Below are 12,065 nucleotides of genomic sequence, written 5' to 3'. Positions count from 1 at the left end.
GATCCACTCGGCAAACCCGAGTACGGACAACGGATCCTCGAGGAGATCCCCCACGCCCGCCTCGAGGTACTCCCCGGCATGCGGCACGGAATCACCCTGGAAGCCAAACACGAGGTGAGCACACTGCTCCGGGACTTCATCCGGAACCCGGCGCCGTAAACTCGGACGCTATCCTGCCGGTTGTCCGGCCGGGCAGGTGTGGTCGTGTGCCGGTCGCTTTCCGGTGGTCAGGAAGGTGGTCACGGCGTTGTTCGCGCAGTTGTTGTGGTTGAGCAGGTAGACGCCGTGCCCGCCTTGGTCGGCGGTGATCATCCGGGCTCGTTGCCCGAATGCCCGGCGCAGTTTGCGGGCACCGGCCAGTGGGGTCACGGGATCGCGGAGGTTCTGCACCATGAGGACGTTCGAGGGGCCGCGGTCACCGATGTGCACCGGTGGTTCTGGCGGGTTCGGCCAGAATGCGCATGGCTGAATGTTGGCTCCCGCGGCTCCGAACATCGGGTATCGGATCCGGTCGATCGCGACGTGTCGCACATAGGACGGGATTGAGGTGGGCCAGCGTGAGTCGGCGCAGGTCATGTAGAGCTGGCCGGAGGTCTCGTTGTCGGGATCCGGTGCGGGACCGGTCGCCGGTGGGGCGGCGGGCAGTGCCCGGCCGGTGTCCAGCCGGTGCCAGATCTCGGCGAGCGGGCGCAGGCTCTGGTCGCCGAAAAGCGCGGCCCACGTGGTGAACCGGAACTTCTGCCCGTCGAGCCCGTCCACCGGTTTCCGGTCCAGCCGGGCGGCGAGCGTGAAGTATTTGGCGGTCACCTGTTCCGGTGTGCTGCCGAGACCGTACCGCGGGTTGGCCGGGGCGAATTTCGCGAAGTCCGGGAACCGGTCCTGGAAGCCTTGGCCGTACAGGCGTTCGTAGGGATAGGTCCAGCCGCCCGGGCTCAGGTTGCTGTCGAGCACGATCCGGTCGCCGCGGCGCGGGAACAGCGTGGTGTACACCGCGCCGAGATGGGTTCCCCAGGAATCACCGAGGAACGAGATCCTGGGCTCACCGAGCGCGGCCCGGATCCGGTCCATGTCCCGCGCGGTATTGGCCGTGCTGATAAAGGGACGCAGCCACGCGGTCTTCGATCTGGCGCACTGCCCGGCGATCCGCTTCGACGCCGCGGCCTGTTCGAGCACATCGGCGGTGTTCCTGGCATACGGCGGGACGATGCCGGTCGCCGACTGCGCCGCGGTGAGGTCACAGGTCACCGGTGCGCTGTTGCCGAACCCCCTGGGGTCGAAGCCGATCACATCGTAGCGCTCCCGCACACTCTGCGGCAGCCCTTGTTCGGCCAGCTTCGCCGGATAGTTCATTCCCGGATCGGGTCCACCGGGGTTGGTCAGCAGGACGCCGCGCCGCTGTGCCGGTTTGCTGCTCGGCAGCCGCGATATCCCGATCGTGATCGTGCGGCCATGCGGATTCCGGTAGTCCAGCGGAACGGTGAGGCTCGCGCATTCCAGGCCATGCCCGGTGACCGTCGCCGGACAGCTGCCCCAGTGCAGGGCACCCGGTGTCGCAGGGGCGGTTCCCGGGAGCGCCGCCGCCAGCACGGCGACGGCGGCGAGGAACATGGTTCTGGGCATGCGGATTGCTCCCTGTGCTGTGCGCGGGGCGTGGTGATCGGCCCCGGGGTCGAGATCGTGGTCAGCGGCCGATGACAGCGGCCCGGCGGCGGCGTTGCCACATGGCCAGCGCGACGATCACGATGAACACCGCTGCCGGGCGGTCGAGTCCGGGCAATTCGGCTTCGGCGCCCCGGGAGACCCTGCGGACCTTGCCGATCCGGTCGTTGTCTTCGGTGAGTTCCAGGTTCCGGGTGCCGATCCCGGTGCGGGTGATGCGCAGCTGGCGCCCGGCGGCGGTGATGTTCCAGCTGCGCACCCCGGAGCGTTCGGCGCTGGCTACGGCGTGGCCGTCGGTGGTGTGCAGTCGGCAGTCCCAGCCGAACGCGGAATTCTCGAGCCGGTAGGTCTTCCCGCCTATTTCCAGTTCGCCTCCGTGCTGCGCGGTGCGCGCGGAGACCGTGGTGAGTGTTTCGCCGCCCTCGGAAATTTCGTACTGGGCGGGCACACCGGTTCGGAGTACGCGAATGTCGGTCATGCTTTCCTCCTTGCCATTTCGGTGTTCTGGAATGCGGCGATGAACCAGCGCTCTTCGCGACGGACTAGCGTGAAGGTCTGGAATTTGTCGAACTCGATGTTCCCGGTGCCGATTCCGCCCTGGGTGAGAATGACGGCGGTATCACCATCGAGCATGGTGGTCTGCAACGCCTCGGCGAGGAGTCTGGTGCCTCTCTGCCATTTCGTGAACACCTCGTGGTGATTGTTCCGGATCTGCTCTCGACCGAGAAGGGCGTGGCCGGTGAAGATGACATACGTAGCGTCCTCGGTGAACAGTTCCCCGAATGCCGACGCGTCACCGGCGTCCCACGCTTTCCGGTACAGTTCCAGCACCTGCGCGGGCGTGCTCGCTTCACTCATGATCGAACTCCATTCGTGGATTATTCGGAGTTTGTTTTCGTGGGGATTGGGTAGGGGATGGTTGCGTGGTGAGGGCAGTCGCGGGGCGGCACACCCTGACGACGTGGTCACGAAATTCTGAACAACGCTCATCGTAGAAATCACTGTTTTTCAGTTGCGGTTGTCCCAGCGGAATCGTTTGCGGACAAGGGAGGCGAACACGACCGGCCAGAAGATCAGCGCCGCCACCGCGGGCAGCGCGGCCGGAATACCGTCGATTCCGATCGCCCAGATATCTCCGCGATAAGCGAGTGCGGTGAGTCTGCCGATGGTGGTGCCGGGGACGGCCATCAGAATGTGCGGCAATCCGCCGGTGGTGTTGAGGGTGAGCAGGATGGCACCGATGACGAGCACGAACACCAGCGGTAGCCCGGTGATGTTGGCGCGTTCCGGGCTCGGTGTGATCAGCGTGGTTGCCAGCGCCGCGGTAGCGGCCAGGGACAGGCCCGCGAGAACGGCCAGCGCCAGCGCCCCCGGATCGGCCGGTGCCGGTGCGCCCGCGATGGTGTCGACGATGCCGAGCACGATCAGCTGGGCCAGCGTGGTCGCCACACTCGGCGCCAGCAGACCGGTGAACAGCTCCGGATCGGAGAGCTCGCTGGTGCGCAGCCGCTTGAGCACGAGGTTGTGCCGCCTGGCCACGACCGTGGACGTCGCAGTGAGGTAGAGGCTCATGCCGGCCACCACGGCGAGCTGGAGCGCGATCACCGTGGCCCACTGGCTCGGGGTGTGCCGGGGAAAGGTGTACAGCCAGAAGATGCCGAGGGCCAGTGGGAGCAGTACCGCGGTGAACAGTGCCGTGCGATTGCGCCAGAGAACGCGCAGTTCGGTGGCGGCCAGCGCGTACAGCATGGTTCAGCCCTCCTGCTCGGCGTCGGCGGCACGCACGCTGTGGTAGATCTCGGCCAGCGAGGCCGGGGCGGCCCGCAGAGCCTCCAACCGGATCCCTGTGCTGTCCGCCCAGCCGAGGAAGCGGGTGAGATCGGCCTGCAGATCCTCGGTCGAGACCGCGATGACGGTCGCGTCATCGGATACGGCTGTGGTGATCGCGCCGCCGAGTTCGGGCAGCTCCTGCGTTGCCGCGCCGGGGATCCGCGCGGAGAAACCGGCCGGGCGGGCGGCGATGACCTCGGCCAGCGTGCCCGTGGCCGCGATCCGGCCGCGGTGCATGATCGCGAGCCGATCGGCGAGTGCTTCGGCCTCGTCGAGATAGTGCGTGGTGAGGATGACCGTGCGGCCCGCCTCGGTGAGTTCGCCGATCGCGTCCCAGCTGCGGCGCCGTGATTCGGGGTCCAGGCCGGTGGTGGGTTCGTCCAGGATGACCAGTTCGGGGCTGCCCCACACGGCCAGTGCGAGGTCCAGCCTGCGGCGCTCGCCTCCGGAGAGTTTCGCGACCCGTACCGCGGCGCGCTCGGCGAGATCGAACCGGGCGAGCAGCCGTTCGGGATCATCGGGTCTGCTGGTCAGTCGCTGCCAGAGCCGCAGTGTCTCGGCGACCGAAAGCTCGGCGATGAACCCGCCTTCCTGCTGCATGATGCCCATCCGGGCGCGTAGCTCGGGCATCCCGGACGCGGGGTCGACACCGAGCACGGACACCGTTCCGCCCGTGCGCGCATGGAAGCCGCTGAGCACCTCGAGTGTGGTGGTCTTGCCCGCGCCATTGGTGCCCAGCAGGGCGAACACCTCGCCCCGCCGCACCTGCAGGTCGACGCCCCGCACCGCCTCGTAGGCGCCGTAGTGGCAGCGCAAGCCGCGGATCTCGACCACGGAACCGGTCGGTGCCTGTGTCATGCCCTCAAGCCTCGCGGTCCACGGAAATCCGGGGTAGTCGTCGGCGTCATCAGTACAGATGACAGCTGTCATCAACCTGTCCCACGGCGGGTGGACCGGCGATAGCCTTGCCCGGTGACCATCGCAGCAGCCACCGACGCCGAGGATCCGGCGCTGCCCGCGGCACGCCGGAGAATGGTGATCATTTTCGTGGCGATGACCGGTTCGATCGCCGCCGGGCTGCCGATCGTGTTCCTGATGCTGTACTGGCCGGGAATCGCCTTCGCAGTGCCCCTGATACTCCTGGATCTCGGTGTGCTGGCACTGCATTCCTGGTGGTTCCGCCGTAGCCTGCGGCACCCGAAAACCCGCCCGCCACAGGGATATCTCGTCCTCGCGGCGATACTGGGGACGAGCTTGCTCTGCCTGGGGATGTTCAGCAGCCCGCTCGGTTCCATCTGGGCGTTCGGTCCCGCGCTGCTGCTCGGCGACAGCCTGACCCGCCGTGACCGGCGGACCGTCATCGCCTCGGTGACCGGTGCCGTCCTGGCCGCATTCGGTATCGGCGTGCTCCTGGCGCCCCAGCCACCCGGTGGCGGACCGAACTGGGCCAGCGCGGCGATCGCCGCCGCCTATATGGCCGTGCTGTGGACGGCCAGCTTCAACCGTGTCTACTGGCTGGGTTCGATGAACACCCTGGACACTTCCCGGCGAATGGCCATCGAACTCGCCACCGCACGGGAACGGCTCCGGCTCGCCGACGACCTGCACGACATCCTCGGCCACGCACTGGAGGTCGTCGCCTTCAAGAGCGAACTCGCCGGTAAACTCCTGCCCGCCGAGGCCGTGCGGGCACGCGGCGAAATCGACGAGGTGGCGCGCGTGGCCCGCGATGCGATGAGCGAAGTACGCGCCCTGAGCAGAGACCGGCGCAGCACCACCCTCACCGCGGAACTCGCCGGAGCCCAGGCGACACTCGGCTCCGCCGATATCGAGCTTTCGGTCACCGGCGACCCGGCACAACTGCCCGAGGAAAGCCAGGACATCCTCGGGCGGGTACTGCGCGAGGCGATGACCAACCTGCTGCGGCACAGCAACGCCGCCCACTGCTCGGTGCTCCTCGGCTATGACACCGATATCGCCGAACTACGCGTGACCAACGACGGCGTACCCGCCACCGAAAGCGGACCGGACACCGAAGGCACCGGCCTTGCCGGGCTACGGCGCTATCTGAACGAACGGCGCGGACGACTGACCGCGGGACCGGGACACGAGGGCACCTTCACCGTCCACGCCGAACTACCGGTGCACACATGATCCGCCTCATCCTCGCCGAAGACGAACACCTCACCCGCAGCGCGGTCGCCACCCTGCTCGGCATGGAAGAAGACCTCACCGTCGTGGGCCAGGCGGCCACCGGCGAGGAAGCACTCGAGGCCATCCGCGCCCACCGGCCCGATATCGCGGTACTCGACATCGAAATGCCCGGACTCGACGGCGCGCAGGTCGCCGAACACGTCGCCACCCACCACCCCGGAACCCGCTGCGTCATCCTCACCCGCCACGCCCGTCCCGGCGTACTCCGGCGCGCCCTCGCCGCCAAGGCAATGGGTTTCGTCACCAAGAACACCCCGGCCGCGACACTCGCCCAAGTGATCCGCACCGTGCACGACGGCGGGCGCTACGTCGACCCCGAACTCGCCGCCACGGCACTCGACAACGCCAACTGCCCGCTCACCGACCGCGAACTCGACGTACTACGCCAGGTCGGCCCCGCAAGCACCGCCGACGACATCGCCGCGGCAGTACACCTCTCCCCCGGCACCGTCCGCAATTACCTCTCCTCGGCCATGCGCAAACTCCAAGCCCGCACCCGCACCGAAGCAGCAGCACACGCCCGCGAACACGGCTGGCTGTGAGCCTGATCCGGACGCCGGACCGGAATCAGGGAAAGGCATGCGGAATACCGGCATCGCCGCGCGGTTTGTTCTGATCATGCGTATCCTCCGCACCTACGCCCGCGCCTATGTCGACGACCTGGATGCGGCATTGGCTTCCCTTACCGCGGTTACGGGCGAGCCGATCGGAACCCGCTTCACGGTGCCGAACGGGCTGGAGCTGGCTACGGTCGGCCGCGTTCTGGTCGTGGCAGGTGAGAAGCGAACACTGGAACCGTACCGGGCAACGGTGGCCACACTGATCGTCGACGACCTCGACGACTGCCAGAAGGTGCTCGACCAGACCGGAGCGCGGATCGTGCGTGGCCCGCAGGCCGTTCCCACCGGCAGAAACCTGACCGCCGAACTACCCGGTGGCGTCCAGATCGAATATGTCGAGTGGAACAAGGCCCAATGGGAACGCGCCGGAGGCCGCCCCACCTAGGCGCTCCCACTCCGAATCGCACCGGGACTGCCCGCGCTGGAACTATCCCGGGCACCGCGCGCGTTGAGAACACCATGACTGAACTTCGCCGTCTCGGCTCGTCCGACCTGCTCGTCTCGCCCCTTTGCCTGGGCGGCAACGTCTTCGGCTGGACCGCCGACCAGGCCCAGTCCTTCGCGGTGCTGGACGCCTACCTCGCCGGGGGCGGCAATTTCGTCGACACCGCCGACTCGTACATGAACTATTTCCCGGAACAGGGCAATGAACCCGGCCAGTCCGAGACCATCATCGGCGACTGGCTCGCCAGCCGCGGCAACCGCGATGACGTGGTCCTGGCGACCAAGGTCGGCGACCACCCGGACTACCTCGGCCTCGCCCCCGCCACCATCAAGGCCGCCGCCGATGAGTCGCTGCGGCGGCTGCGCACCGACCACATCGACCTGTACTACACCCACTTCGACCGGGACGAGTCCATTCCGGTCGAAGACATCATCGGCACACTGGACGAACTCGTGCAGGCGGGCAAGGTGCGCGCCATCGGCGCCTCCAACATCAGCCCCGAGCGGCTCGCCGCATCACTGGCCTTCGCCGACCGCGCGGGCACCGCTGGCTACGTGGCGCTCCAGCCGCAGTACAACCTCATATCGCGGGACACCTACGAAGGCGCGCGGCGCGACATCGTGCAGCGCGAGGGGCTCTCGTGCGTGCCGTACTTCGCGCTCGCCTCGGGGTTCCTCACCGGCAAGTACCGTCCGGGCCAGACCGTCGAGAACGTACGCAACCTGCCCGGGCTGGCGGGCGGCTACGCGGACACCGAACGCGGCGCGCGGGTGCTCGACGCGCTGGCCCAGGTCGCCACCGCCCGCGGAGTGCAGATGGCCACCGTGGCGCTGGCCTGGCTCGGGCAGCAGCCGACGGTGACCGCGCCGATCGCCTCCGCGCGCACCGTCGAGCAGTTGCCCGCCCTGCTCGCCGCCCACGACCTGCACCTCTCGGACGCCGAGTTGCACACGCTCACCTCCGCCTCGTCCTGACCGGCGGCGCGCCTTGCCTGTGTAAAACGATCGTTGTACCGTGGGTGCATGCCTACCACGCGAGCAGAGATCGTCTCCAACGCTGAGCGGGTCTTCGATCATCACGGGTTCGCCGCGACGGGGATGGACCTGCTGACCGAGGCGGCGGGCGTGTCCACCCGGACGCTGTACAAGCACCTGGGCAGCAAGGCCGGGTTGATGGCTGCCGTGCTGGAGTCGCGGATGGCGCGGTTCTTCGAGCGGTTCGACGTCCACGGCGTGGCGGCGCTGTTCGAGGCTCTTGACGACTGGACTGCCGCCGAGGGGGCGAGAGGCTGCCTGTTTCTGCGCGCAGAGGGCGAGACCGGCGGCCAGCCCCCTGAAGTCTCGGCCGTCGTCGCCGAGTATCGCGGGCGCCTGCGGGAGCTGACTCGCCGCGTCATCGTCGATGAGCTCGGCCGCCCCGACGAGGAGCTGGCCGAGCAGCTCCTGGTCCTCTTCGAAGGCGCGACCTCGGCGGCCTCCTATCTCGGCACCCGGGCGATCGCTGCCGCCAGGAACGCGTCCCTGTCCCTGATACGGCAGGCGCGATAGCCGCGTTCACCCCGTGCCGGTGTCGGCGCACATCGCAGCCACCACGAACGAGACAAGCAAGATCGGAGTCACCACGAATGCACTTGTTCACCGTCTTTTCCCATCCCTTCGCCGATAAATACCCGGCAGCGGTCCTGGGTGCTTTCCATGAACCGTTCCGTCGAGCCGGGCACTCCATCGACCTGCTCGATCTGCACCAGGAAGGCTTCGATCCTCGTTTCACCGAGGCGGATCATGCGCACTTCTGGGGTGGCCCGATCCCCGCGGGAATCGCCGAGATGCATCGCCGGGTCGAGGCAGCGGACCGGCTGGCCTTCGCCTTCCCGGTCTACTGGTGGGGAATGCCGGCGATGATGAAGGGCTGGATCGAGCGGGTTTTCACCGGCGGTTGGGCCTATCAGTACGGCGCTGGCGTGAACGACCGTGGAAAGCAACCCCTCAACGCACTACTCCCCAGCATCCCGACGATGCTGATCGGTATCGGCGGGTCCAAGAAGCGCACGTACGACAAGTACGGGTATGACGATGCGATGCGCACTCAGCTCGATGTAGGCGTCTTCGCCTACTGCGGCATCAACGACGTCGAGAGCCACGTGATCTACGACGTCGAGGGTGAGCACAACGCGCCGAATCGCACCGCTGGTTTGCAACAGGCCCGCGAGCTCGGCGCAGCGTTCCTCTCACCCGACCGCGAACCGCGGAACGCCAAGCAGGAGCATCTGCGCAAGCTGGCCGGCTGACTGGAAACGGTCGGGCAACACGAACCTCAGTGCTCGAGGAACTCGGCCGCCGCCTTCTTGAACCGGCTGGCGGACACGGCATTGAAGTGGTTGCGCCGATCGAGGGAGACGAACGGTGCGCCGAGTTCTGCGGCGTATTCCGGTGCGTCCGAAGCGATGTCGTCCTGCTCCCCCGCGGCGAAGAGCACCGGGACCGGGGCCGGGCCATCGAGTCGATGGCCCGCGATCCCCTCGATGCATGCGTCCAGATCGCTCGCGGACAACGTCTCTGCCACGCGCCGCATCGAACCGCGGTCGGCGGCGCGACCACCGATGCCACCGAGCACCAGTCGGCGCACCCGTCCGGAGGAAAGCCGCGCCAGCTCCCAGCCGATCAGGCCGCCCATCGAGTAGGTCACGACGTCTACTGTGGACACTCCGGCCTCGTCCAGTACCGCCAGTACGTCCCGCGCCAGTGCATCCGGCGAGTACCCGGACTCGGACATGTCGCTGTGCCCGTGCCCACGCAAGTCGACCAGAACGTGCCCGCGGTCGCTCAGCGCGCGCACCCAACCGGTACGCACCCAGGTGTTCGCACTGTCCGACGCGAACCCGTGGATCAGGAGCACCGGAGCGGGCCCGGATGTCGCGTCGTACCAGATCTTCATGCCGTCCCAGGAAGTGGCGAACATGCTCAATCCTCAGGCAGGGTCAGCCGGACGCGCCGCTGCGGCTTCTCCTGTTTCGGAACGGTCCCGACGATCCCCGCGTGCTCATCGGAGACGGTGAATGTGACCAGTGGTTCCCCTACCGACAACTCCTCGTCTTCGCCGACGTGCAGGCGTGCGACCCGGCCGGACTGCGGCGAGGGGATCTCCACCGCCGACTTGGTCGTCTCGAGCTCGACCAGCGGCGCGTTGTGTTCCACCCACTCCCCCTCGACGACCAGCCACTCCAACACGCGGGCGCTGATCAGCCCCTCCCCGAGGTCCGGCAGCGGAAAAGTCACTTCAGACACGACGGTACTCCAAGGTGTTCTGGACGGCGGTCAGAATGCGGTCGGCGCTGGGTAAATACTCCTGCTCCAGCGCGCCGGAGGGATAGGGCACGTCGAAGCCGGTGACCCGTTGAACGGGCGCACGCAGGTCGGCGAAGCATCGTTCGGTGACCAGTGCGGCGACCTCGGCACCCAGACCGGCGGTCAACGGAGCCTCATGGACCACGACCGCGCGGCGGGTCTTCGCGACGGAGGCGGCCAGGCCGGCGGCGTCGATCGGTTTGAGCCAACGCAGGTCCATGACCTCCAGCTCGACACCATCCTCGGCAGCGAGCTCAGCGACCTGCAGGCAATGGGCAACCATCGCGCCCCACGCGACCAGCGTGACGTGCCGTCCCTCGCGTACGATCCGGCTCGTGCCCGGCGGCATCGGCGGGACCGATTCGGTGGGGTCAAAGGATTCCCGGTGCCAGTAGCGGGACTTGGGCTCCATGAAGACCACCGGGTCGGGATCGGCGATCGCCTGCCGCAACAGGTGATACCCCTCCGACGGTGCAGACGGGGAGACCACCTTCAGGCCGGGCACGTGCGCGAACAGCGCCTCCAGGCTCTCACCGTGGTGCTCCGGGGCACGGATCCCTCCGAAACTGGGCAGGCGCAAGGTGATCGGCATGTTCAGCACACCCCGGCTGCGATAGTGCATGCGCGCCACCTGATTCACGATCTGATCGATCGCCGGATAGCTGAAGCCGTCGAACTGGATTTCCGGCACCGGGCGCCAGCCGTGCATGGCCAGCCCGACCGCCATACCCACGATCGCGGACTCGGCGAGTGGCGTGTCGAAAACACGGTGCTCGCCGAACTTATCCTGTAGTCCGGCGGTCACCCGGAACACACCGCCGAGTGTGCCGACGTCCTGCCCGAACACCAGTACCCGGTCGTCGTCCTCGCACGCATGGCACAGCGCCAGATTGATGGCCTGCTGCAGGGAAAGCTCAGGCATCGAGAGCCACCTTCCACGCCAGCTGCTGCTCCGACAGGGCCGCGGTGGGCTCGCGGTAGACGAACGAGAACAGCTCCTCGACCGGAGGGGGCTGCAATGCGAGCAGACCTTCCCGGACCTCACGTACCACGGCGGCGGCGTGCTCCTCGGCCGTGGCGAGTTCTTCGGCCGTGAGCTGTTTCCCGGCGACGGAGAGCGGATCCCGTTCGGCCCAGACCTGCTCCTGTTCCGGTGTCCGGTAGCGGCCGGGATCGTCCGAAGTGGAGTGTGGTCCCATCCGATACGTCATCGCCTCGATCACCGTCGCCCCGCCACCGTTGCGGGCCCGGTCCAACGCAGTGCGGGTCGCCTCGAACACCGCGACCACATCGTTTCCGTCCACGCGGTGCCCCTCGATTCCGTACCCCGCGGCACGAGCAGCGACCGACCCGCCGGCAACCTGCCGTTCGGTCGGCAACGAAATCGCCCAGCCGTTGTTCTGGCAGAAGAACACCACCGGCAGCCGGTACACACCGGCGAAGTTCATCGCCTCGTGCACATCGCCCTGCGAACTGGCGCCATCGCCGAAGTACACGATCGCCACCCCGTCGGTCTCGTCCAGCTTCGCCCCCATCGCCCAGCCCACGGCATGCGTCACCGGCCCGCCGACGACCGCGTTGAACGGCGCCAGGCGCGAAGCCTTCGGATCGTAGAGCCCGCCATGCCAAATGTTCAGATGCGTGGCCAGGTAAGCGACGAGATCGACCCCCATGGCGACCGCCGCACCGAGATCACGGTAACCAGGAAAAGCGAAGTCACAGCCGAGATCGAGAGCAGCGGCACTGCCCACCTGTGCGGCCTCTTGCCCTCGCACCGGTGTGTAGGCGGGCAGAACGCCCTGCCGCTGCAACGCGATGGCCTCGTCATCGAGGCGTCGCGTCACCAGTAGGGACCGGTGCAGTGCGCGGAGATCAGCTACAGGCATGCCGGAAGAGTGCCCATCCACCGTCAAGCTATGCAAGTAGCATCATATTGACTGATCAGTCTGCACG

The 12,065-nt window shown here is 67.5% G+C and carries 15 protein-coding genes; 6 read left to right on the top strand and 9 right to left on the bottom strand.

Features of this window, described 5'->3' with window-relative positions:
• Window positions 1-168 precede the first annotated feature (168 nt).
• The 5 genes from AD72_RS30710 to AD72_RS30690 all read right to left on the bottom strand — a co-directional run bounded on the left by AD72_RS30710 (window position 169) and on the right by AD72_RS30690 (window position 4,347).
• The gene (locus AD72_RS30710) at window positions 169-1,620 is read right to left on the bottom strand and encodes an alpha/beta hydrolase (RefSeq protein WP_031470135.1); all 1,452 of its coding nucleotides are present in this window, start codon (window positions 1,618-1,620) and stop codon (window positions 169-171) included.
• A 61-nt stretch (window positions 1,621-1,681) separates the two neighbouring features.
• The gene (locus tag AD72_RS30705) at window positions 1,682-2,137 is read right to left on the bottom strand and encodes a hypothetical protein (protein WP_031470134.1); all 456 of its coding nucleotides are present in this window, start codon (window positions 2,135-2,137) and stop codon (window positions 1,682-1,684) included.
• Window positions 2,134-2,517 (bottom strand): SgcJ/EcaC family oxidoreductase, encoded by a 384-nt coding sequence (locus tag AD72_RS30700; protein WP_031470133.1) that lies wholly within the window; start codon window positions 2,515-2,517, stop codon window positions 2,134-2,136. The genes AD72_RS30705 and AD72_RS30700 overlap by 4 nt, the downstream gene beginning before the upstream one ends.
• Window positions 2,518-2,667: 150 nt before the next feature.
• Window positions 2,668-3,408: an ABC transporter permease gene (locus AD72_RS30695; RefSeq protein ID WP_031470132.1), complete on the bottom strand. Its 741-nt coding sequence runs from the start codon at window positions 3,406-3,408 to the stop codon at window positions 2,668-2,670.
• A gap of 3 nt (window positions 3,409-3,411) precedes the next feature.
• Entirely contained in the window at window positions 3,412-4,347 is a 936-nt protein-coding gene (locus AD72_RS30690; protein WP_031470131.1) for an ABC transporter ATP-binding protein, read from the bottom strand.
• A gap of 114 nt (window positions 4,348-4,461) precedes the next feature.
• Between AD72_RS30690 and AD72_RS30685 the strand changes: the two genes are divergently transcribed.
• From AD72_RS30685 to AD72_RS30660, 6 genes are all read left to right on the top strand, one after another.
• Window positions 4,462-5,643: a sensor histidine kinase gene (locus AD72_RS30685; RefSeq protein WP_051899187.1), complete on the top strand. Its 1,182-nt coding sequence runs from the start codon at window positions 4,462-4,464 to the stop codon at window positions 5,641-5,643.
• Window positions 5,640-6,245, top strand: a complete 606-nt coding sequence (locus AD72_RS30680) for a response regulator transcription factor (RefSeq protein WP_031470129.1) — start codon at window positions 5,640-5,642, stop codon at window positions 6,243-6,245. The genes AD72_RS30685 and AD72_RS30680 overlap by 4 nt, the downstream gene beginning before the upstream one ends.
• Window positions 6,246-6,282: 37 nt before the next feature.
• Complete coding sequence (locus tag AD72_RS30675; protein WP_231645058.1) at window positions 6,283-6,708, top strand: VOC family protein; 426 nt, start codon at window positions 6,283-6,285, stop codon at window positions 6,706-6,708.
• A gap of 74 nt (window positions 6,709-6,782) precedes the next feature.
• Window positions 6,783-7,742: an aldo/keto reductase gene (locus tag AD72_RS30670; protein ID WP_031470127.1), complete on the top strand. Its 960-nt coding sequence runs from the start codon at window positions 6,783-6,785 to the stop codon at window positions 7,740-7,742.
• Window positions 7,743-7,790: 48 nt separating this feature from the next.
• Window positions 7,791-8,315 (top strand): TetR/AcrR family transcriptional regulator, encoded by a 525-nt coding sequence (locus AD72_RS30665; RefSeq protein ID WP_031470126.1) that lies wholly within the window; start codon window positions 7,791-7,793, stop codon window positions 8,313-8,315.
• 77 nt (window positions 8,316-8,392) lie between these two features.
• Window positions 8,393-9,055, top strand: a complete 663-nt coding sequence (locus AD72_RS30660) for an NAD(P)H-dependent oxidoreductase (protein WP_031470125.1) — start codon at window positions 8,393-8,395, stop codon at window positions 9,053-9,055.
• Between the two features lie 26 nt (window positions 9,056-9,081).
• Here the strand turns inward: AD72_RS30660 and AD72_RS30655 are convergent, their stop codons facing one another.
• The 4 genes from AD72_RS30655 to AD72_RS30640 are packed head-to-tail and all read right to left on the bottom strand — an operon-like array spanning window position 9,082 to window position 11,998.
• Window positions 9,082-9,726: an alpha/beta fold hydrolase gene (locus tag AD72_RS30655; RefSeq protein WP_031470124.1), complete on the bottom strand. Its 645-nt coding sequence runs from the start codon at window positions 9,724-9,726 to the stop codon at window positions 9,082-9,084.
• A 2-nt stretch (window positions 9,727-9,728) separates the two neighbouring features.
• Complete coding sequence (locus AD72_RS30650; RefSeq protein ID WP_031470123.1) at window positions 9,729-10,052, bottom strand: biotin/lipoyl-containing protein; 324 nt, start codon at window positions 10,050-10,052, stop codon at window positions 9,729-9,731.
• Window positions 10,045-11,034 carry an alpha-ketoacid dehydrogenase subunit beta gene (locus AD72_RS30645; RefSeq protein WP_031470122.1) on the bottom strand — a complete coding sequence of 330 codons (990 nt, stop codon included), beginning with the start codon at window positions 11,032-11,034 and terminating at the stop codon, window positions 10,045-10,047. Before AD72_RS30645 ends, AD72_RS30650 begins: the two co-directional genes overlap by 8 nt.
• On the bottom strand, window positions 11,027-11,998 hold the full coding sequence (locus AD72_RS30640; protein ID WP_051899186.1) for a thiamine pyrophosphate-dependent dehydrogenase E1 component subunit alpha: 972 nt from the start codon (window positions 11,996-11,998) through the stop codon (window positions 11,027-11,029). Before AD72_RS30640 ends, AD72_RS30645 begins: the two co-directional genes overlap by 8 nt.
• Between the last annotated feature and the right edge of the window lie 67 nt (window positions 11,999-12,065).

The sequence above is a fragment of the Sciscionella sediminilitoris genome (assembly GCF_000737195.2).
In the GTDB taxonomy this organism is placed as follows: Bacteria; Actinomycetota; Actinomycetes; order Mycobacteriales; family Pseudonocardiaceae; genus Sciscionella; species Sciscionella sediminilitoris.
This window is presented reverse-complemented; position numbering and strand designations above follow the sequence as displayed.